This is a genomic window from Stenotrophomonas sp. 2694 (assembly GCF_040548715.1).
Classification (GTDB): Bacteria; Pseudomonadota; Gammaproteobacteria; order Xanthomonadales; family Xanthomonadaceae; genus Stenotrophomonas; species Stenotrophomonas indicatrix.
Window position 1 is genome coordinate 155,988 of sequence record NZ_JBEPSG010000008.1, and the last position, 20,511, is coordinate 176,498.

17 protein-coding genes and 2 riboswitches are annotated in these 20,511 nt (G+C 67.1%); of the genes, 8 read left to right on the forward strand and 9 right to left on the reverse strand.

Annotated elements, in window-relative coordinates:
- The first annotated feature begins 209 nt into the window (after nt 1–209).
- A complete protein-coding gene (locus ABIA73_RS12310; RefSeq protein WP_502960550.1) occupies nt 210–2,399 on the forward strand; it encodes a primosomal protein N' in 2,190 nt (729 codons plus the stop codon).
- A gap of 112 nt (nt 2,400–2,511) precedes the next feature.
- On the opposite strand, the gene ABIA73_RS12315 is transcribed toward ABIA73_RS12310, so the two are convergent.
- Nucleotides 2,512–3,132: a glutathione S-transferase family protein gene (locus tag ABIA73_RS12315; protein WP_025879392.1), complete on the reverse strand. Its 621-nt coding sequence runs from the start codon at nt 3,130–3,132 to the stop codon at nt 2,512–2,514.
- A gap of 78 nt (nt 3,133–3,210) precedes the next feature.
- On the opposite strand from ABIA73_RS12315, the gene ABIA73_RS12320 reads away from it, so the two are divergent.
- The gene (locus tag ABIA73_RS12320) at nt 3,211–3,402 is read left to right on the forward strand and encodes a hypothetical protein (protein ID WP_313282956.1); all 192 of its coding nucleotides are present in this window, start codon (nt 3,211–3,213) and stop codon (nt 3,400–3,402) included.
- A 57-nt stretch (nt 3,403–3,459) separates the two neighbouring features.
- Here the strand turns inward: ABIA73_RS12320 and ABIA73_RS12325 are convergent, their stop codons facing one another.
- On the reverse strand, nt 3,460–4,254 hold the full coding sequence (locus ABIA73_RS12325; protein WP_025879390.1) for an NYN domain-containing protein: 795 nt from the start codon (nt 4,252–4,254) through the stop codon (nt 3,460–3,462).
- A 121-nt stretch (nt 4,255–4,375) separates the two neighbouring features.
- Here ABIA73_RS12325 and ABIA73_RS12330 point away from each other — a divergent pair, with 121 nt between their 5' ends.
- On the forward strand, nt 4,376–5,656 hold the full coding sequence (locus ABIA73_RS12330; protein ID WP_312401457.1) for an NAD(P)/FAD-dependent oxidoreductase: 1,281 nt from the start codon (nt 4,376–4,378) through the stop codon (nt 5,654–5,656).
- A 402-nt stretch (nt 5,657–6,058) separates the two neighbouring features.
- Here ABIA73_RS12330 and ABIA73_RS12335 read toward each other — a convergent pair whose 3' ends face one another.
- The 3 genes from ABIA73_RS12335 to ABIA73_RS12345 all read right to left on the reverse strand — a co-directional run bounded on the left by ABIA73_RS12335 (nt 6,059) and on the right by ABIA73_RS12345 (nt 7,279).
- Nucleotides 6,059–6,514 (reverse strand): hypothetical protein, encoded by a 456-nt coding sequence (locus ABIA73_RS12335; RefSeq protein WP_059065280.1) that lies wholly within the window; start codon nt 6,512–6,514, stop codon nt 6,059–6,061.
- A 3-nt stretch (nt 6,515–6,517) separates the two neighbouring features.
- Nucleotides 6,518–6,949: a nuclear transport factor 2 family protein gene (locus ABIA73_RS12340; protein WP_033832347.1), complete on the reverse strand. Its 432-nt coding sequence runs from the start codon at nt 6,947–6,949 to the stop codon at nt 6,518–6,520.
- A gap of 72 nt (nt 6,950–7,021) precedes the next feature.
- Nucleotides 7,022–7,279 (reverse strand): GIY-YIG nuclease family protein, encoded by a 258-nt coding sequence (locus ABIA73_RS12345; protein ID WP_032952084.1) that lies wholly within the window; start codon nt 7,277–7,279, stop codon nt 7,022–7,024.
- A gap of 40 nt (nt 7,280–7,319) precedes the next feature.
- A riboswitch (glycine riboswitch) is annotated at nt 7,320–7,409 on the forward strand.
- Nucleotides 7,410–7,422: 13 nt separating this feature from the next.
- Nucleotides 7,423–7,526, forward strand: a riboswitch (glycine riboswitch).
- An 84-nt stretch (nt 7,527–7,610) separates the two neighbouring features.
- Here ABIA73_RS12345 and ABIA73_RS12350 point away from each other — a divergent pair.
- The 4 genes from ABIA73_RS12350 (at nt 7,611) to ABIA73_RS12365 (ending at nt 15,799) form a co-directional block, all read left to right on the forward strand.
- The gene (locus ABIA73_RS12350; RefSeq protein WP_032952083.1) at nt 7,611–8,228 is read left to right on the forward strand and encodes a trimeric intracellular cation channel family protein; all 618 of its coding nucleotides are present in this window, start codon (nt 7,611–7,613) and stop codon (nt 8,226–8,228) included.
- A 220-nt stretch (nt 8,229–8,448) separates the two neighbouring features.
- Nucleotides 8,449–9,615: an MdtA/MuxA family multidrug efflux RND transporter periplasmic adaptor subunit gene (locus ABIA73_RS12355; protein WP_218788047.1), complete on the forward strand. Its 1,167-nt coding sequence runs from the start codon at nt 8,449–8,451 to the stop codon at nt 9,613–9,615.
- Nucleotides 9,612–12,743, forward strand: coding sequence for a multidrug efflux RND transporter permease subunit (locus tag ABIA73_RS12360; RefSeq protein ID WP_354275850.1), 3,132 nt, complete (start codon nt 9,612–9,614; stop codon nt 12,741–12,743). Before ABIA73_RS12355 ends, ABIA73_RS12360 begins: the two co-directional genes overlap by 4 nt.
- Nucleotides 12,740–15,799: an efflux RND transporter permease subunit gene (locus ABIA73_RS12365; protein WP_354275851.1), complete on the forward strand. Its 3,060-nt coding sequence runs from the start codon at nt 12,740–12,742 to the stop codon at nt 15,797–15,799. The genes ABIA73_RS12360 and ABIA73_RS12365 overlap by 4 nt, the downstream gene beginning before the upstream one ends.
- Nucleotides 15,800–16,009: 210 nt before the next feature.
- Here ABIA73_RS12365 and ABIA73_RS12370 read toward each other — a convergent pair whose 3' ends face one another.
- The 4 genes from ABIA73_RS12370 to ABIA73_RS12385 form a co-directional block, all read right to left on the reverse strand.
- Entirely contained in the window at nt 16,010–17,083 is a 1,074-nt protein-coding gene (locus tag ABIA73_RS12370; RefSeq protein WP_025878655.1) for a 3-deoxy-7-phosphoheptulonate synthase, read from the reverse strand.
- Between the two features lie 253 nt (nt 17,084–17,336).
- On the reverse strand, nt 17,337–17,597 hold the full coding sequence (locus ABIA73_RS12375; protein ID WP_025878654.1) for a hypothetical protein: 261 nt from the start codon (nt 17,595–17,597) through the stop codon (nt 17,337–17,339).
- Nucleotides 17,598–17,785: 188 nt separating this feature from the next.
- Nucleotides 17,786–18,523 carry a DNA alkylation repair protein gene (locus ABIA73_RS12380; protein WP_354275852.1) on the reverse strand — a complete coding sequence of 246 codons (738 nt, stop codon included), beginning with the start codon at nt 18,521–18,523 and terminating at the stop codon, nt 17,786–17,788.
- Nucleotides 18,520–19,020, reverse strand: coding sequence for a MarR family winged helix-turn-helix transcriptional regulator (locus ABIA73_RS12385; protein ID WP_354275853.1), 501 nt, complete (start codon nt 19,018–19,020; stop codon nt 18,520–18,522). The genes ABIA73_RS12380 and ABIA73_RS12385 overlap by 4 nt, the downstream gene beginning before the upstream one ends.
- A gap of 178 nt (nt 19,021–19,198) precedes the next feature.
- Between ABIA73_RS12385 and ABIA73_RS12390 the strand changes: the two genes are divergently transcribed.
- Nucleotides 19,199–20,362 (forward strand): serine hydrolase domain-containing protein, encoded by a 1,164-nt coding sequence (locus tag ABIA73_RS12390; RefSeq protein WP_354275854.1) that lies wholly within the window; start codon nt 19,199–19,201, stop codon nt 20,360–20,362.
- Nucleotides 20,363–20,511: the final 149 nt, after the last annotated feature.

Genomic DNA, 20,511 nt, shown 5'->3' on the forward strand with positions numbered 1-20,511 from the left:
TTTTTGACCAACCGAAGCGTGAGGCCGTCGCCATCGGCCTCATACGGCGCCATGAGCCGCTAACGCACAGACTTATCCACAGAAGATGTGGATAAGACTGAATCTCCAATAGACACCGATATTTAGGTGACATTTATGATTCGCCGGAGGGCATGCCAGTCGCATCTGCCACTGCCATGCGCCCTCGCATGGGCCGTTACACTGACCCGATGCTCGCCCCTGAATCCGGCCCTGTCCCGACCCTGCAGGTCGCCCTGCCCGTGCCCCTGCCGCGCCTGTTCGACTACCTGTCACCGCAGGGCGAAGGCCCGACGGTAGCGGTCGGCTGCCGGCTGAAGGTGCCGTTCGGCAACCGCGAACTGATCGGCGTGGTGGCAGGGCATGGGCAGGTGGAGGACAGCCAGGGCCTGCGCCAGGCACTGGCCTGGTGTGACACCACACCGCTGCTGCAGGGCGAGTTGTGGCAGAGCCTGCAGTGGCTGGCCCGCTATACCCACGCCCCCTTGGGCGAAGTACTGAGCACCGCCCTGCCCGGCCCGCTGCGGCATGGCGAACCGCTGCCCGACACCCATCACTGGGGCTGGCAGCTGACAGCCGAAGGCCATGCCCAGCGCGACAAGCTGCGCGCCGGCAGCCGACCGCGGCAATTGGCCGAGCTGCTGGCCGAAGCGGTGGTGGACGAAGATGTCCTGTCCGCACGCATGCAGGACTGGCGGGTGGCCGCACGCAGCCTGGGCAAGCGCGACCTGGCCGAGCGCATCGCCCTGAGCGTGGCGCCGCAGCACGCCCAGCCCCTGCCCGGCCCCACCCTCAATGCGGAGCAGGCCGAAGCGGTGGCCGCAATCACCGCCGCCGAAAGCTTCCAGGCATTCCTGCTGGACGGGGTGACCGGCAGCGGCAAGACCGAGGTCTACCTGCAGGCCATCATCCATTGCCTGGCGCAGGGCAGGCAGGCCCTGGTGCTGGTGCCCGAGATCGGCCTGACCCCGCAGACCTTGGCGCGCTTCCGCGGCCGTCTCGGCATCGCCGTGCATGCGTTGCACTCGGGGCTGACCGACAACGAACGCGCGCGGGTCTGGGCTGCGGCCTCGCGCGGCGAAGCACGGGTGATCGTGGGCACGCGCTCGGCGGTGTTCATTCCGCTGCCGCAGCCCGGCCTGCTGATCGTGGACGAAGAGCACGACGGCAGCTACAAGCAGCAGGACGGCATCCGCTACCACGCACGTGATTTCGCTCTGGTGCGGGCCAAGGCGCAGGGCATTCCTGTGCTGCTGGGCAGCGCCACGCCGTCATTGGAAACCCTGCACAACGCCTATGCCGGCCGCTATGCGCACCTGCGCCTGAAACAGCGCGCCGGTGATGCCCGACCGCCGCGCGTGCGCATCCTCGACGTCCGCAAACGCCCGCTTCGCGATGGCCTTTCCGCCGACGTACTGGCCGGCATCGGCGAACACCTGCAGCGTGGCCAGCAGGTACTGGTGTTCAAGAACCGCCGCGGCTATGCGCCGGTGCTGCTGTGCCACGACTGCGGCTGGACCGCACCCTGCAACCGCTGCGATGCACCGATGACCGTGCATGGCGGTGGCCGTCGCCTGCAATGCCATCACTGCGGTGCGCGGCAGCCGGCACCACTGGCCTGCCCCGCCTGCGGCAGCCTGGCCCTGCAGCCACAGGGCATCGGCACCGAGCGGCTGGAAGAACACCTTGTCAGTGCCTTCGCCGATTTCCCGGTGGTGCGCATCGACCGTGGCACCACCGCCCGCCGCGATGCGCTGGAGCAGCAGCTGGCCAAGCTCGGCAACACGCCCGGCATCCTGGTCGGCACGCAGATCCTGGCCAAGGGCCACGACCTGCCCAAGCTGACGCTGGTGGTGGTGGTGGGCATCGACGAAGGCCTGTTCTCGGCCGATTTCCGCGCCAGCGAAAAACTGGCGCAGCAGCTGATCCAGGTAGCCGGCCGCGCCGGTCGCGCGCGCGATCCGGGTGAAGTGTGGCTGCAGACCCATCATCCGGGCCATCCGCTGCTGGAGACGCTGGTCAACGGTGGCTACCACCCGTTCGCCCAGGCCGAACTCAACCAGCGCCAGGCAGCCGGGTTCCCGCCCTTCGCGCACCTGGCATTGATGCGTGCCGAAGCACAGCAGGTCGAGCATGCCAACGCGTTCCTGCTCGCTGCGCGGAAACTGCTGGGTGAACAGGACATGGTGGAGGCCTACGGGCCGATGCCGGCGCCGATGCCACGCCGTGCCGGTTATCAGCGCACGCAGCTGCTGCTGTCGGCGGCACAGCGGCCGCCGCTGCATGGGGTACTGGCACAGCTGGTGCCGCAGTTGTACGCGCTGCCGGAGGCACGCAAGGTGCGCTGGTCGCTGGATGTGGATCCGACGGATCTGTACTGAGGACAATACGCTGGGGTCAGAGCCCACCCGCTGGGTGGGATCCGACCCCGATGGCTTGGGGCGGATCCCTTTCCGCAGAAAAGGGCTCTGACCCCGAACGTCGCGCCTTCGCTTACGTCATCGGTGACATCACGCCGCGCTGGTACGCCGGGCGTTCGCGCAGGCGTGCATACCACTCGGCCAGGTGCGGCAGGTCCGGGCGCTGGATCGGCAGTTCGAACCAGGCGTAGATCAACGAGCCCAGCGCGATGTCACCCATGGCGAACGTGTCGCCCGACAGCCACGGCTGCTTGGCCAGGGTTGCGTTGGGCAGCGCCAGGAAATCACCGGCGCGCACGATCGCCGCATTGATGCGCGCCTCATCGCGGTCGGCCGGTGCGGTGCGCATGATGCCCCAGATCAGTTCGGAGTACAGCGGCGCCATCCGCGAGGTGCTCCAGTCCATCCACTTTTCGGCCTGGGCGCGCTCCATCGGATCTTCGGCATACAGCGTGCCCAGCGAATAGCGCGCACTGAGGTAGCGCACGATGGTGTTCGACTCCCATAGCGGCAGGCCGTGGTCTTCGATCACCGGCACCAGGCCGTTCGGGTTCATCGCCACGTACTCCGGCGACTGCGTGCCACCGTGGCTGCCACCCACTTCGATGGACTCGTACGGCAGGCCGATTTCCTCGGCGCACCACAGCACCTTGCGGACGTTGCTGGAATTGCGGCGGCCCCAGATCTTCAACATGCGGGTTTCCTTGCGTGCAGCAGTGCGCCGCGATGGCGCGGAGCCGCTACGATACGCCCATCCACAGGGAGAGACGACATGACCGCATGGGATGCAGTGAACTACACGCTTCTGGCAGCAGGACTGCTGATGCTGGTGCTCGGGTACCGGCGCTCGAACCGCAACATGCTGCTGTGCGCCGGCGTGCTGCTGCTGGCCTTCAATGGCGTTGAAGACTTCGCCAACGGATTTGCGGAAGGCTATGCCGGCTCCAGCGCACGCACGCTGTAGCCACACCATGTCTTCTGCAGTGCTGCGCGACCGGCAAACGCTGGGCAACGCCCGGCGCTACCGGTTCTTCTTCGGCAGCGCGCGTACGTAGGAGGACTTACCGTCCTTCTTCAGTTCGAACAAACCGATCGCCGCCAGCAGGTCACTGAGTTTGCCGTAACCGTAGTTGCGCGGATCGAACGAGGCCTGGTTGCCGATCTGGCTGCCGACCGGACCCAGGTGCGACCAGCCATCCTCGCCTTCTGCCGAGGACACCGCACGGCGCAGCATCTTCACCAGGCGCGTGTCGCTGCGCATTTCCGCCCCGCTCTTGCGTGGGCGCGCATCATCGCTGGTGGCCTGCTCGCTGGGCGCCTGTCCGTTCGATGATTGTTCGTTCGCTGCCTGCTCCACATCCTGCACGCTGGCGTGGGTCTGGCCCAACGCTTCGAGGTAGGTGAACTTCGAGCACGCGTTGACGAAGGGTTCCGGCGTTTTCTTTTCGCCGAAGCCATACACCTTTACGCCATCGGTCAGCAGGCGCATCACCATCGGAGTGAAGTCGGCATCGCTGGACACGATCGCGAAGCCATCGAGGTTGCGCGCGTACAGCAGATCCATCGCGTCGATCACCATCGCCATGTCCGACGCGTTCTTGCCCTTGCTGTAGGCGAACTGCTGGATCGGGCGGATCGCGTACTCGTGCAGCACCGCCTCCCAGCCCTTCAGTCGTGGGCTCTTCCAGTTGCCGTAGGCACGGCGGACGTTGGCCACACCGTAGCGCGCGACCTCGGCCAGGACTTCGTCGATCTTCGAGGCCGGTGCATTGTCGGCGTCGATCAACAGGGCGATGCGCTTTTCCGGTTCGCTCATGGACTCCTCACGGGCAGTTGCCTGAACCCGAGTATCGCCGATCCCGATGCACGCTGACGTGACAAGGAGCGGCCGTGCGAAGATGCCAGGCACTTCCCCCATGCCCCCCTGGAGTGAGTCGATGAGTCGTGATCGCGTCCCCCACCTGGTCGTTGTCGGCGGCGGTTTCGCCGGCCTGTGGGCCACCCGTGCGCTGGCCCGCGAACGCATACGCATCACCCTGGTCGACCGTCGCAACCACCACCTGTTCCAGCCGCTGCTTTACCAGGTGGCCACCGCTGGGCTGTCCGCTCCGGATATCGCCGCACCGCTGCGCCACATCCTCGGCCACCAGCGCAACGTGGAGGTGCGGCTGGGCGAAGTGGTGGCCATCGACAAGCAGGCCCGCCAGGTGCGCATGGCCGATGGCAGCTCGCTGGACTACGACAGCCTGCTGCTGGCCACCGGCGCCACCCACGCCTACTTCGGCCACGACGAATGGGCGGACGATGCGCCCGGCCTGAAGACCCTGGACGATGCCATCGCCCTGCGCCGCAAACTGCTGCTGGCGTTCGAACGCGCCGAAGCCGAGCCGGACCCGGAAAAGAAGGCGGCATGGCTGAGCTTTGCCGTGGTGGGGGGTGGCCCGACCGGGGTCGAGCTGGCCGGCACCCTCGCGGAAATCGCCCGGCATACGCTGCGCAATGAGTTCCGCCACATCGATCCGGCCAGCGCCAAGGTTCGGCTGGTCGAGGCCGGTCCGCGCGTGTTGTCCACCTTCCCCGAAGTACTTTCGCTGAAGGCACGCCGGCAGCTGGAAAAGCTGGGCGTGGAAGTGATGACTGGGACGCCGGTGAGCCACATCGATGGACAGGGCTTCAAGCTGGGCGACCACTTCGTGCCCGCGCGCACCGTGGTCTGGGCCGCCGGCGTGGCCGCCTCACCGCTGGCGCGCACCCTGGACGTGCCGCTGGACCGCGCCGGTCGCGTGCAGGTGCAGCCCGACCTGACCCTGCCTGGTCATCCGGAACTGTTCGTGGCCGGCGACCTCGCTGCGCTGAACCAGGCCAACGGCAAGCCGGTACCGGGCGTTGCGCCTGCCGCCAAGCAGATGGGCAAGTACGTGGCGGACGTGATTCGCGCGCGCCTGCATGGCAAGGCAGCACCCGGACCGTTCAAGTACGCCGACTTCGGCAACCTGGCCACCATCGGCCGCATGGCCGCGATCGTGCACCTGGGCAAGCTCCAGCTGTCCGGCGTGCTGGCCTGGTGGTTCTGGCTGGCCGCGCACGTGTTCTTCCTGATCGGGTTCCGCAACCGCGTCGTGGTGCTGTTGAACTGGGCGGTGGCGTACTGGAGCTACCAGCGCAGCGCGCGGATCATCTTCGGCGATGACCGCGAAGACCGGCGACCGAAGCGGTAGGTACTGCCGTGGGTGACCTCTCGACCGACACAGTAGAGCCACGCCATGCGTGGATGAATTTCTGTGCAGGCTGCATGGAGCGCAGCCACGCATGGCGTGGCTCTACTGCTTCATCGGGCCTGGATCATGTCCGGCAGAAATCTTCGCGGTAGGTAGCGCGGCGAGCGCCCTCGACCGACACAGTAGATCCACGCCATGCGTGGATGAAGTTCTGCGCAGGCTGCATGGAGCGCAGCCACGCATGGCGTGGCTCTACTGCTTCATCGGGCCTGGATCATGTCCGGCAGAAATCTTCGCGGTAGGTAGCGCGGCGAGCGCCCTCGACCGACACAGTAGATCCACGCCATGCGTGGATGAATTTCTGTGCAGGCCGCAGGGAGCGTAGCCACGCATGCCGTGGATTCACCGTTTCATCGGGCCGCCGGGCACACGCCGTTTCGACCATGCCCGGCAGAAATCTTCCTTCCTCGCGGTATCGGCAATCTGTGCGGCACTCCAATGCCGGGTGATCCAGATCGCCAACGCGGTGCTGCTCAGATGCCAGCGCAGCATGTCGTGCTGCGGCTGCCGCCACAGGTGGCGGCGGGCAATCCAGTAGGCCTCCCGCTCGACATCCGGCACCTTCTTCTTCATCGCATCCTTGTCGAAAAACTGCGCGGTGAAGCTCCAGGGGTTGATCGGTTGGTGCCCCATGCGCGGCTCACCGCTGCATGCGGCCACACCACTGGGCGCGCGATCAGCCGGCTGCGGCCAGCCTTCCACCATCGCCAGCCCCAGCAGGTACAGTAGGCCGGGCAGCAGCGCGATACCGGCTGCCAGCAGGACGACCGAGAGCCACGCTTTACCGGCGGCGCGCATTGCTCATTTCGCCTTCGGCTTCGGGTACCACAGCGCGTTGACGATGACCCAGCGCTGCTCGAAGCGGCCCATGTGGAAGTAGTCGACGAACCACGGGGTTTCCAGCCGCACCGATGCGGCGTTGCCGGTCACGTCCAGCACCGTGCAGCGGCGATCCCATTGATCTTTCGGGGTCTTCAACGCGCCCTGCTTCGTCAGCGCAACCAGCTCTTCCTTCGACATCCGGCGCAGGCCCAGGCGCTCGTCCGGTGTATCACCGAGCACCGCGCGCTTGGCCAGGTCCGGATGCAGGGAACGGGCGACGCGCTGCGGGTCGGCTTCCAGTTGACCGTCGACGTAGTCGTGGCAGGTGGCATCGATGGCTGCGATCGTGGCGGCGTCGGCGGCAGGGCTTGCTGCTGCGGAAAGTGCGAACAACAGGGCAACGGTGGACATCCGGGTCTCCAGCGCTGAGGGCTGGGCGATCATGGCATGGCCGGATGCGCCCCATCCACGCATGGCGTGGATCTACTGCAACAGCCACGCCAGTTTGCGTTCGCGCGGCTGCCGCTTGAGCTCCCATTCGGCACGTGAGGCCGCTGCCCGGTCCGGGTACTCGCGCACCGCCAGGACCCGCAGTGGTGGCCGCGACCGGGTGTAGCGGGCCCCCTTGCCGGCCTGGTGGGCAGCAAAACGGGCCTGCACGTCGGTGCTGATGCCGGCGTAATAGCTGCCGTCGCGGCATTCGAGCAGGTACAGGAACCACGGGCGGGAGGGCGAAACCATTGCCGGATTATGCCGTGCTGCACTGCAGCGGATATACTGGCGACCGAATGCAGGAGAGAGGCGCCGCGCTGGCGCCCGCCGAAGGCGCAGGCTCCCATGATCGCTCAGGCCGGTGGGCTGGAATCCCACCAACCATGCATTCGACTCGCCGAGCTGGAGAGAGGTCACCGGGCACGCCCGGGACGATCCGCCGAAGGGGCACGCGGCTCACGCCGCTGAACTCTCAGGCAAAAGGACAGCGGGAGCGGCACCGGTCATCGTCATCCCGTCATTGCGCAGGCAGTGGCGATAGTGATGCATGGCCGGCCACACCGCGCCCGGAGCCTGTCCCATGCTGCTGTCCATCATCTACCTGATCGCCATTTCCGCCGAAGCCATGACCGGTGCCCTGTCTGCCGGCCGCCGCCGCATGGACCTGTTCGGCGTGGTCATGATCGCCTGTGTCACCGCACTCGGTGGCGGCTCACTGCGCGACATCCTGCTCGGCCATTACCCGCTGGGCTGGGTGAAACATCCGGAGTACCTGGGCTTCACCGTGTGCGCGGCACTGATCGCCACCTGGGTGGCGCGCTGGATGCATCACTTCCGCCGCACCTTCCTGGTGCTCGATGGCCTGGGCCTGATCGCCTTCACCCTGATCGGCTGCTCGATCGCGCGCGAGGCCGGCCATGCACTGCCGATCGTGCTGATCGCCGGCATGCTCACCGGCGCCTTCGGCGGCGTGCTGCGCGACATCCTCTGCAACGAGGTGCCGTTGATCTTCCAGAAAGAGCTGTACGCCATCATCTCGCTGCTGACCGGTGCGGTGTATCTGCTGTTGCTGCACTGGGGCGTGGCCGATGCTACGGCGATCCTGTGCTGCCTGGGCGGTGGTTTCGCCGTGCGTCTGCTGGCCATCCACTACCGCTGGGAAATGCCCAAGTTCGTGTACCACGACGAAGTGCATTGAGCGGCGCGGGCCGGCACCACCGGCGGGGTGGCATGACCAAGGTCACGCGGCGACGGCCTGCGTAAACCGCTACCATTGGCGCCCCGTCGCACGCGCGACGGCATCCAGCCACGCCGCGCCTGCGGCCCCGCCAGACAATCCCCCTCCCCCGCTGCCCGTGGCCCTTCGTGGTGCCGACGGGCCCGCATGACCCTGCGTGCACGCAGGGCGCAGGATGCCCATGTCTGTCGCCGAAAATTCCCGCTCACGTCGTGCCCGCCTGTTGCTGGTAGCTGCCGGTCTTGCCCTTGTCGCTGGCCTGGCGTGGTGGCTGTGGCCCCGGGCCGAGGCGGGCAGTGGCGAAGCCGGCAGCGGCAAGACGGTGCCTGTACGCATCGCCCTTGCCAGCGCCGAGCCGCTGGTGCTGCGGATGAAGGCGGTCGGTACGGTCACTCCGCTGCACAGCGTGGTGGTGCGCAGCCGCGTGGACGGCGAACTGATGCGCCTGCATTTCCAGGAAGGTCAGCAGGTCAACGCCGGCGACCTGCTGGCACAGATCGATCCCCGCCCCTACCAAGTGAAGCTTGCGCACGCACAGGGTACGCAGCAGCAGAACCTGGCCGAGCTGGAGAATGCCGAGCGCCAGCTGCAGCGCTACCGCGAACTGCAGCGACAGAACTACGTGTCGGCACAGGAACTGAGCGACCAGCAGAGCAAGGTGCGGCAGCTGCAGGGGCGTCGCCTCAGCGACCAGGCATCGGTGGACGAAGCGCGACTGCAGTTGCAGTACACGCGCATCATCGCCCCGGTCAGCGGCCGTGTCGGCCTGCGTCGGCTGGACGTAGGCAACCTGGTGCACGCCAGCGATACCGAAGGCCTGGTCACGCTGGCGCAGACGGCGCCGATCAGCGTGCTGTTCACCGTGCCCGAGCCGGAGCTTCCCGCCCTGCTCGATGCGGTGCAGGCGCAGCCGGCGCTGGCGGTGGAAAGCTGGGACCGCGAAGAACAACGGCAGCTCGCCAGCGGCACCCTGTCCAGCGTCGACAACCGCATCGATACCGCCACCGGCACGCTGAAGCTGCGCGCGCAGTTCGACAACGCCGACCAGGCGCTGTTCCCCAACCAGTTCGTCAATGTGCGCCTGCAGCTGGGTGAGCATCCCGCGCTGCTGATTCCCGATGCCGCCGTGCAGTTCGGCAGCCAGGGCAACTACGTGCACATCGTCGACAAGGACAACAAGGCACAACGTCGCTCGGTGGTGCTCGGTCCGGCCGACGCCGGACGCGTGGCGGTGCGTTCCGGCCTGGTGGCTGGTGACAAGGTGGTGATCGAAGGCATCGACGGGCTGGAAGACGGCACCGCGGTGGAGATCATCACCGAGGAGGCATCGACCAGGGCCGGCGCATGAACCTCTCGCGCGCCTTCATCCTGCGCCCGGTCGCCACGACCCTGCTGATGGTGGCGCTGCTGCTGTCCGGGGTACTGGCCTATCGCCTGCTGCCGGTGGCGGCGCTGCCGCAGGTCGACTATCCGATCATCCAGATCACCACGCTGTACCCCGGTGCCAGCCCCGAGCTGACCACGCGCACCATCACCGCGCCGCTGGAGCGCCAGCTCGGGCAGATCCCCGGCCTGAAGCAGCTGTCGTCCACCAGTTCCGGGGGAGCGTCGGTGATCACCCTGCAGTTCGGCCTGGAGGTGTCGCTGGGCGTGGCCGAACAGGACGTGCAGGCGGCGATCAACGCCGCCGGCAGCTTCCTGCCCGGCGACCTGCCGGTGCCGCCGGTGTATCGCAAGGTCAATCCGGCCGACACGCCGATCCTGACCCTGGCGGTGACCTCGCAGGGCCTGTCACTGCCGCAGGTGCATGACCTGGTCGACACCCGCATCGCGCAGCGGCTGGCGCAGTTGCCGGGCGTGGGCCTGGTCAGCCTGGCCGGTGGCCAGCGTCCCGCCGTGCGCATCCAGGTCAATCCGGCCGCGCTGGCCGCCAACAACCTGGGCATGGACCACATCCGCACTGCGATTGCCGCAGCCAACGTCAACCTACCCAAGGGCAGCTTCGATGGCCCGATCCGTGCGGTGATGCTCGATGCAAACGACCAGATGCGCAGCGTTGCCGAATACCGCGCACTGGTGCTGGCCTGGCGTGAGGGCGCACCGCTGCGGCTGGGCGATGTCGCTACCATCACCGACGGCGCCGAGAACCGCCAGCTGGCGGCATGGAGCGGCACCACCCCGGCGGTGCTGGTGAACATCCAGCGCCAACCCGGCGCGAACGTCATCGCCGTGGTCGGACAGGTGCGTGCGTTGCTGCCGCAGCTGCAGGCCACGCTGCCGGCCGGCGTGCAGATGACCGTGCTCAGCGACCGCACCGAATCGATCCGCGCGTCCGTGCGCGGCGTACAGAAGGAACTGGTGCTGGCCATCGCGCTGGTGGTGCTGGTCACCTGGGTATTCCTGCGCAACCTGCCGGCTACGCTGATTCCCAGCGTGGCGGTGCCGCTGTCGCTGATCGGCACATTCGCGGTGATGCTGCTGGCCGGCTATTCGCTCAACAACCTCACGCTGATGGCGTTGACCATTGCCACCGGCTTCGTGGTGGACGATGCCATCGTGATGCTGGAGAACATCGCCCGCCACTTGGAAGACGGCGAAAGCCCGCGCGAGGCAGCGCTGAAAGGTGCCAGCGAGATTGGCTTCACCCTGGTGTCGCTGACGGTCTCGTTGATCGCCGTGCTGATCCCGTTGCTGTTCATGGCCGACCTGGTGGGCGCGCTGTTCCATGAGTTCGCAGTGACGCTGGCGGTGGCCATCGGCATTTCGCTGCTGGTGTCGCTGACCTTGACGCCGATGCTGTGCGCGCGCTTCCTGAAACCACATGCCAAAGGGTCAGCGCCCCACGGGGATCTGACCCCGCCCGGGTCGGATCCGGTCAGGGCTCCAACCCCGAAGCGCGACGTGTTCGATCGCATCATTGCCCTGTACGACCGCCAGCTGCGCTGGGTGCTGCAGCGCCAGCCACTGATGCTGCTGGCGACCGTGGCCACGCTTGCGCTGACGGTGGCGCTGTATTTCGCGGTGCCGAAGGGCTTCTTCCCGGTGCAGGATGCCGGCCTGGTCCAGGGCATCAGCGAAGCCCCGCAGGCAATCTCGTTCCAAGCCATGCGCGAGCGCCAGCTTGCCTTGGCCACGGCCATTGAACAGGACCCGGCCGTGGCCAGCCTGTCTTCCTACATCGGCGTGGACGGCAACAATGCCGCCCTCAACACCGGCCGCCTGCTGATCGAACTGAAGCCACACGGCGAGCGCGAGGGCGCCGACGTGGTGATGGCGCGGCTGCAGCAACGCGTGGCGAGGATTCCCGGCATCACCCTGTACCTGCAACCGGTGCAGGAGCTGGGCATCGAAGACCGCATCAGCCGCAACCAGTACCAGTTCACCTTGACCACGCCGGACCTGCAGACGCTGGAAACCTGGACGCCGAAACTGTTGCAAGCGCTTCGCCAATCGTCGGCGCTGCGTGATGTGGCCAGTGACCTGCAGATGCAGGGCCGGCAGGCCAGGGTGAGCATCGACCGCGATGCTGCCGCGCGTCTGGGCGTGAGTGTGGAAGCGGTGGCCGACGCACTGTACGACGCCTACGGGCAACGGCAGATCTCGACCATCTTCACCCAGGCCAGCCAGTACCGGGTGGTGCTGGAGGCCGATCCGGCGCGGCAACCGGGGCCGGAGGCGATCAGCGGCCTGCGCGTGCGCAGCAGCAACGGCCAGACCGTGCCGCTGGGCGCGGTGGCGCGCGTCGAGCAGGGGCCAACGGCGCTGCTGCGCAACCATGTCGGTCAGTTCCCGGCGGCCACGCTGTCGTTCAACCTTGCGCCCGGCGCATCGCTGGGCGAAGCGGTGGATGCCGTGCATGCCGCGCAGGCACAGGTGGCATTGCCGCAGAGCATCGAGCTGCGCCTGCAGGGCGCGGCGGCGGCCTTCAGCAGTTCGCTGTCGAGCACGCTGTGGCTGATCCTGGCGGCGGTGGTGGTGATGTACATCGTGCTGGGCGTGCTCTACGAGAGCTTCATCCACCCCATCACCATTCTCTCCACCCTGCCCTCAGCGACCGTGGGCGCCCTGGCCGCGTTGTGGGTGAGCGGACGCAGCCTGGACCTGATCGCAGTGATCGGCATCGTGCTGCTGATCGGCCTGGTGAAGAAGAACGCGATCATGATGATCGACTTCGCGCTGGACGCGCAGCGCACGCGCGGCATGAGCCCGCGTGAGGCGATCCACCAGGCGGCGCTGCTGCGCTTCCGGCCGATCCTGATGACCACTCTGGCCGCGCTGTTCGGCGCGGTACCGCTGATGCTGGCCAGTGGCTCGGGCGCAGAGCTGCGGCAGCCGCTGGGGTGGGTGATGGTGGGTGGCCTGATGGTCAGCCAGGTGTTGACCCTGTTCACCACGCCGGTGATCTACCTGGCCTTCGACCGTCTGCAGCGTCGCCGCGCGACAGCACCGGCAACCGCTGGCGAGGCCAGCGCATGACCCCTGTGGCACGCCTGGCACAGGCCTGCGTGCAGCGTCCGGTGGCGACCCTCCTGCTGGCGGTGGCGCTGGGACTGGCCGGCCTGCTGGCGCTGCGCCTGCTGCCGGTGGCGCCGCTACCCCAGGTCGACTACCCCGCCATTGAAGTCAGCGCCAGCCTGCCTGGCGCCTCGCCCGAATCGATGGCGGCCACCGTGGCCACGCCGCTGGAGCGTGCGCTGGGCAGCCTGCCCGGCATCTCGCGCATCGACTCGGCCAGCACCCAGGGGCAGACCGAGATCGAATTGAAGTTCGTGCTCGGCCGCGACATCGACGAGGCCGCGCGCGAAGTGCAGGCCGCGATCAACCTCGCCCGCGGCCAGCTGCCCAGCGGCATGCCGGGCATGCCGCAGTACCGCAAGGTCAATCCGTCGCAGGCGCCGATCCTGGCGCTGGCGCTGACCTCCGATACGCTCTCGCCGGGACAGCTGTACGACCTGGGTTCGACCGTGCTGGCGCAGAAGCTGTCGCAGGTGCCGGGCGTGGGCGAAGTGCAGGTGGGCGGCAGCGCGCTGCCGGCGGTTCGCGTGTCGCTGGACCCCAATGCTCTCAATCACGCAGGCCTGGCACTGGAAGACGTGGCACAGGCAATCAGCCGCGCCAATGCAGTGCGCCCACTGGGTGCGGTCGCAGGCGCGCAGCAGCACTGGCAACTGGAAGCGCCGCTGCAGCTGCGCCAGGCAGCGCAGTATCGCCAGCTGGCGCTGAAGGCCAGCGATGACCGCCTGCTGCGGCTGGGCGATGTCGCTGCCGTCGCCGAGGGCGTCGAGGACCGCTATGCCAGTGGCTTCCACAACGAACGCCCCGCCGTGCTGCTGATCGTCAGCCGCCAGCCCGGCGCCAACATCATCGCCACCGTCGATGCCATCCAGGCGCAGTTGCCGCAGCTGCACGCCCTGCTGCCCAGCACGGTGGACATGCGCCTGGTGATGGACCGCTCGCCGGTGATCCGCGCCACCCTGCACGAAGCAGAAGTGACCCTGCTGCTGGCGATCGCGCTGGTGGTACTGGTGGTGCTCGGCTTCCTCGGCCACTGGCGCGCAGCACTGGTGCCCAGCGTGGCGATTCCGGTGGTGCTGTTCGGCACGCTGGCGTTGATCGCGCTGATGGGCTTCTCGCTCAATACGCTCTCGCTGATGGCCCTGATCGTGGCGGCGGTACTGGTGGTGGACGACGCCATCGTGGTGCTGGAGAACATCGCGCGCCATCGCGAGCTGGGCGCCGACCGCTGGCAGGCGGCGGTGCGTGGTGCATCGGAAGTGGGCACTACGTTGCTGTCGATGAACCTGGCGCTGGCCGTGGTGTTCGTCTCGATCCTGTTCCTGGACGATTTCGTCGAGCGCCTGTTCCGCGAATTCTCGCTGACCCTGGTAGCAGCGATGGCGGTGTCGGTACTGGTGGCGCTCAGCCTGGTGCCGATGCTGTGTGCGCGCCTGTTCGTCGATGACGCGCAACAACCCTCGCGCTGGCAGCGCGGCAGCAATGCGCTGTTCGAGCGCGTGCGTGGCACCTATCTGCGCACCCTGCAGGCCAGCCTGCGTCACCTGCGCTGGCCCTTGCTGGCCTTCGTGGCAGTGATCGCACTCAACGCCTGGCTGTTCCAGCAGGTACCCAAGGGCATCGTTCCGCAGCAGGACACCGCACAGCTGCGCGGCTTCGCGCGTGGCGATGACGGCCTGTCCTTCCAGGCGATGCAGCCGAAGATCGATGCCTACCGCAGACTGCTGCTGTCCGACCCGGCCATCGAGGACATCATCGGGTATATCGGTGGCAGCAACGGGGTCAACAACGCCTTCATCATGATCAAGATGAAGCCGCTGGCCGAGCGCGGTGTCTCCAGCCAGCAGGTGATCGATCGCCTGCGCGCGCGCCTGCCCAAGCTGCCCGGCGGTAATCTGTACCTGTGGGTGGACCAGGACATCCGCCTGGAAGGCGCCGGCAGCAGCGGCAAATACGAATTCCAGCTGCTGTCAGCGGACACCGCACCCTTGCGCCAATGGGCACCGAAGGTCGCTGCTGCGCTGCGTGGCCTGCCGGAACTGGTGGACGTGGAAGCGCAGGGCGAGGCCGGCATGCGCCAGGTGATGCTGGACATCGACCGCGAGGCAGCGGCGCGCCACGGCGTGGACCTGCGCATTGTGGCCAACATGCTCAACAACGCCTTCAGCCAGCGCCAGGTCGCCACGTTGTACGACAGCCTCAACCAGTACCGGGTGGTGATGGAGCTGGACCCGAAGCACACCCAGGACCCGGGCACGCTGGCACGGCTGCAGGTGATCGATGGCAGCGGCCAGCGCATTCCACTATCGAGCATCGCCAGCTGGCGCTATGGCATGGCGCCGGACCGCGTGTATCACAGCGAGCAGTTCGCCTCGATCTGGATCGAGTTCGCGCTGGCGCCGGGCGTGGGCCTGGAACAGGCCACCCGGGCCATTGATGCGGCGATGGCCAAACTGATGCTGCCGCGCTCGGTGCAGGCCAAGCTTTCCGGCGAGGCCGGTGGCCTGGAGCAGCTGCGTTCGCGCCAGTTGTGGCTGGTACTGGGTGCGACGCTGGCGGTGTACCTGGTGCTGGGCATCCTCTACGAGAGTTTCCTGCAGCCCTTGGTGATCCTGTCCACGCTGCCGTCGGCCGGCATCGGGGCGTTGCTGGCGCTGTGGCTGTTCGGCAACGAACTGAACCTGATCGCCCTGCTCGGCCTGTTCCTGCTGGTGGGGGTGGTGATGAAGAACACGATCCTGCTGGTCGACTTCGCGCTGGCCGGCGAACGCCGCGGCCTGAGCGCGCAGGATGCGGTGATGGAAGCTGCACGACTGCGCCTGCGGCCGATCCTGATGACCTCGCTGGCGGCACTGCTGGGCACATTGCCGCTGATGCTGGCCAACGGTGAAGGCTGGGAGCTGCGGCAGCCGCTGGGCATCGCCATCGTCGGCGGGTTGCTGGTCAGCCAGTGGTTGACGCTGTACACCACGCCGGCGATGTATCTGGCGTTGGCGCGAGTACGGGCGGGGCGGTGAGCGAGGCGGCTTCATCCACGCATGGCGTGGGTCTACTGCGGCCATCGCCGGTTCGGGTCTCACGCCACCCCGGCGATGTACCTGGCGCTGTCGCACATACGCAGCGCCAGGCGCATCGCCGGTGCAGACGGGCCGGTCTCCAACTCCGACCGGCCCTGATCGCGGCCGCACCCCCGCAGGCGCTGGCCGCCATCCACACACGTGCCGCACTCAAGCGGCTTCGGACACCTTCACCTCACGGCGGGCGCGCACGGCAGCGGCAAGCCGCTCCAGCACCTGCACGGTGGTGTCCCAATCAATGCAGCCATCGGTGATGCTCTGGCCGTAGACCAGCGGCTGGCCTTCCACCAGTTCCTGGCGACCGCCGACCAGATGGCTTTCGACCATCACACCGACGATGCGCTGCTCGCCATCTTCCAGCTGGATGGCGATGTCTTCGATCACCTTCGGCTGGTTTTCGTGGTTCTTCAGGCTGTTGGCGTGGCTGGCATCGATCATCAGGCGCGTCGGCAGCTTGGCCTTGGCCAGCGCCTGGCAGGCATCGGCCACGCTGGCCGCATCGTAGTTCGGCTGCTTGCCACCACGCAGGATCACGTGGCAGTCGGGGTTTCCGGTGGTGGAGACGATGGCGGTGCCGCCCTGCTTGGTGACCGACAGGAAGTGATGCGGATTGGAGGCCGCGCCCACGGCATCGGCGGCGATCTTGACGTTGCCGTCGGTGCCGTTCTTGAAGCCGACCGGGCACGACAGCCCCGACGCAAGTTCACGATGCACCTGGCTTTCGGTGGTGCGTGCGCCGATCGCGCCCCATGCCACCAGGTCGGCGATGTACTGCGGCGAGATCACGTCGAGGAACTCGACGCCGGCCGGCAGGCCGAGCTTGTTGATGTCGCGCAGCAGGCCACGGGCGATGCGCAGGCCCTTGTCGATCTTGAAGCTGCCGTCCAGGTCCGGATCGTTGATCAGGCCCTTCCAGCCCACCGTGGTGCGCGGCTTCTCGAAGTACACGCGCATGACGATTTCCAGCTCGCCGGCCAGCGCATCGCGCAGCGGCTTCAGGCGCTGTGCGTACTCGATGGCGGCTTTCGGATCGTGGATCGAGCACGGCCCGACCACCACCGCCAGGCGGTCGTCGCGGCCATGCAGGATCTGGTGCAGGGCGGCGCGCGAAGCGCTGACGGTGTCGGAGGCTTCGTCATCACAGGGCAGCATCGCCAGCAGCTGGGCAGGCGGTGTCAGCGGTTCGATGGTGCGGATACGCAGGTCGTCGGTGTGCGGGGGCATGGTGAGGGGTCTCTACGGAACGTTGGGGGTCCGCAGCGTGGCGACATGAAAAAAGCCGCCAGGTTCGCTGGCGGCTTTCGGGAATGCGTCTGAAGCTTTCTTCAGGGTGAGCGCAATCCTTCCTCCGCCGGGGGCTTCGGAAAGTAATACCAATAAAAGCTGGCGTGGGCTGCGTTCATGGGATCTATTGATAACACAGGGTTTTGGCGGGTGCCAACTGTTTCATCCGCAACTGCGGGCGCGGTTCAGCGGACTATCGGCCGCCATGCACTTCCACATCCAGCAGCAGCGTCTCGTGGATGTCGACCCAACGCTCCACCACGCGGTCCAGTTCCTGCCTGGCCTCATCAAGCTGTTCGGGGTTGAGCATGGACCTGGCCGTATACAGATCGGACACCAGCTGCCGCAGGGTGGCTTCCTGGATGGCCACCACCGGCCCTTCCAGGCCGGGCACCTGCAGCGCTGGACTGCTGCCCAGCGCTCCGTACAACGTCACCTGGATCTTGCTCTGCATGCTCGACTTCCCTGCGGGTGGACACGGCCGAGCGCCATCTTTACCCGGAATGGATGACACGCGCATGTGCCACGAGGGTGCCGGAATGCAGTCCGATGAGGCGGTGGCGCATGGGGTCTCCCTTGAAGGTCATGGGGTTGCCGGCCAGCGGCCGGCACTACCGGGAAACGCGGGTGAACGGAACGGCGTTACAGCGAGCGCAGCGCGCGCTTGCGGATGTACGTATTGGCTGCGCTTTCGTGCGTTGACTGCCACCGTGCGCATACATCGCGCACCCATCCGGGCTGGCTCTTGCCTGCGTCGTTCAGCCCGTTGCCAACCGAGTCCTGCACATAGCGCTCGGGATCGTCAGCGAGGGCCTCCAGCAGGGGCAACGCGTACTCGGGTTGCTGCTTGAACAGCGCGATGTGCGTGGCCCATACGCCGCGCGGGCGAAGCGCCTCACAGGCGAAGCGGCGCTGATGCGGCGAGCGCTGCTGCGTCCAGGGTTGCAGCAGGGCAAGCGCTTCCAGCGGCTCGGCGACGATATCGCTGCGCAAGGCCAACCATGCCCATTCGCGCACACCGAAGTGCGCATCATCTGCCAGAGGACGCATGGCCTGCAGCTTGTCGGCCAATGCCGCCTGCGGGTCACTGCCAATCAGATAGCACGCCCATCCCCGCACGGTATCGGATGGATGCGCCTGCCTGCGCTGCACGTCACCCTGCCCTGCCTCGCGCAGTAGCGCTGCGGCCAATGCCATGCGCTGGGTGATCCCCCTGCCTGCGGCGGCCTGCATGCGCTGTATCGAGGCCGGTGGCAAGGTCGGTGCCACCGCCTGCAGCAACGCAGCGAAGTCCACAGCCAGGCACTCGGCCAGGTGCGTGCTGGATACGCTGCCCGCATTGAGTGCCTGCAGGCGTGCAGTGCCGATGGTGCCGCTCATGTGACTGTTTCCTGGCCTGCGTCGGTGTGTCGCCAGACTTTTTCCAGCAGCAGCGACAACTGCACCTGTTGGCGGGAATCAAGACCGTTGAACAGTCCGCCGATCCACTGAGTGTGCTGGTCGAACAGATCGGCAGCCAGGCGCTTGCCGCGCGCGGTCAGCACGATCTGCAGGCGGCGGCCATCCTCGGCATCGTTGCGTCGCTGCAGCAGGCCGTCACGCTGCAGGCCATCGAGCAACCCGCTGATGGTGGCGCGGGTGACGCCAGCGCGCTCGGCCAACGCGTGCGGAGGCAACGTGCCGCCAGCGCCGTGCAGCAGGAACAGCACCACGAAGCGGCCTTCGCTGAGGCCGTGCGGCGCCAGGCGTGAAGCGCAGTCACGGTCGATCGCGTTGGACAGCGAAAGCAGCTGGAAGCACAGGCGCAGCTGGGCCAGGTGGGGATCGCCGCGACGGCCAGCCTCCTGGATGAGAGCCGTGTGTTTTGCTTCAAGCATCCATCATACCCGTTATGATTAGGTGCCTTATTATATTCCCGCTCCCGCAGGGCGCAAGTCCGGACCGGGCTGCCGCAGGGCATGACGCGGCGCCGCCCCGGGGCCTGGATGGGGTCGACAGGCGCCAACAGCCAAAGCTGCGGTAGCATCGCGCCACGTCCCGCCAGGAGTTCCACGCATGTGCCGTGTCGTCCTGTTGTTGCTGACGCTGTTGCCGATGGCCGTAGTCGCTGCGCCACCACCGCTGCCATCGCCAGCCCGCATTGATGCCCAGGCGCACCGGCTGATGCAGGCCGCACACGCACGTGGCATGGCGCTGGCGGTGATCGACGCCGGCAAGGTGGTGCACGTGGCCGCCTATGGCGAGCGCAACGCCGCCGGCGAACCGCTGCGTACCGACACCGTGATGTACGCCGCTTCGCTGACCAAGATGGCCTTCGGCCACCTGGTCGCGCAGCTGGCACAGGACCAGGTGATCGCGCTGGACGCCGGCATTGCCACGTATCTGGACAAGCCATTGCCGGACTACCCCGTCGATACGAAGCACTACGCCGATTACAGCGTATTGGCCGGCGACGAACGCTGGCGCCGGCTCACCCCGCGCCTGCTGCTCAATCATGGCAGCGGCTTTGCCAACTTCGCGTTTCTGGAACCGGATGGCAGGCTGCAATTCCATTTCGATCCGGGCAGCCGCTACGGCTATTCCGGCGAAGGCTTGATCCTGCTGCAGTTCGTGCTCGAACGGGGGCGCCTTGGCCAGGACATCGGCGCGCTGATGCAGCGGCGCGTGTTCGACCGCTTCGGCATGCCCCGCACCAGCATGATGTGGCGCGAGGATTTCGCCACCAACCTGGCCGACGGCTGGACCACCGATGGCACGCCCGAGCCGCATGACGAGCGCAGCCGGGTGCGGGCCGCCGGCTCGATGGATACCACCATCGCCGACATGGCCAACTTCGCAGCGGGCTATGTACGCGGCGAAGGCCTTTCAGCGGCGATACGGCAGGAGCTGGTACGTCCGCAGCTGCCGATCACCACGGCCAGCCAGTTTCCGACCCTGCAGGCGGAACTGCCGGTAGCGGAGCGGCGCAGGGACCTGGCAGCCGGCCTGGGCGTAGTCACCTTCCGCGGGCCGCAGGGGCCAGGGTTCTACAAGGGCGGCCACGATGACGCGGTGGGCAACACCCTGGTGTGCATCGAGCAGGGCCAGCGCTGCGTGGTGATGCTGGGCAACGATGTCCGCGCCGAGGCGGCGTTTCCGGCGCTGGTGGCGTTCGTGCTGGGCGATACCGGAGTGCCGTGGAACTGGGAGTACGGCGCGGAGAAGGTGTTCGTGCGCTGACGCCGTCCACGCATGGCGTGGATCTACTGGCATGGACCGATGGGCATGGATTCATTGGCATGGACACATGGGTATGGACCCATTGGCGTGTGCCCATTGGCGGCAACACGCCACCCACAAAAAAACCCCGCCTTGCGGCGGGGTTTTTC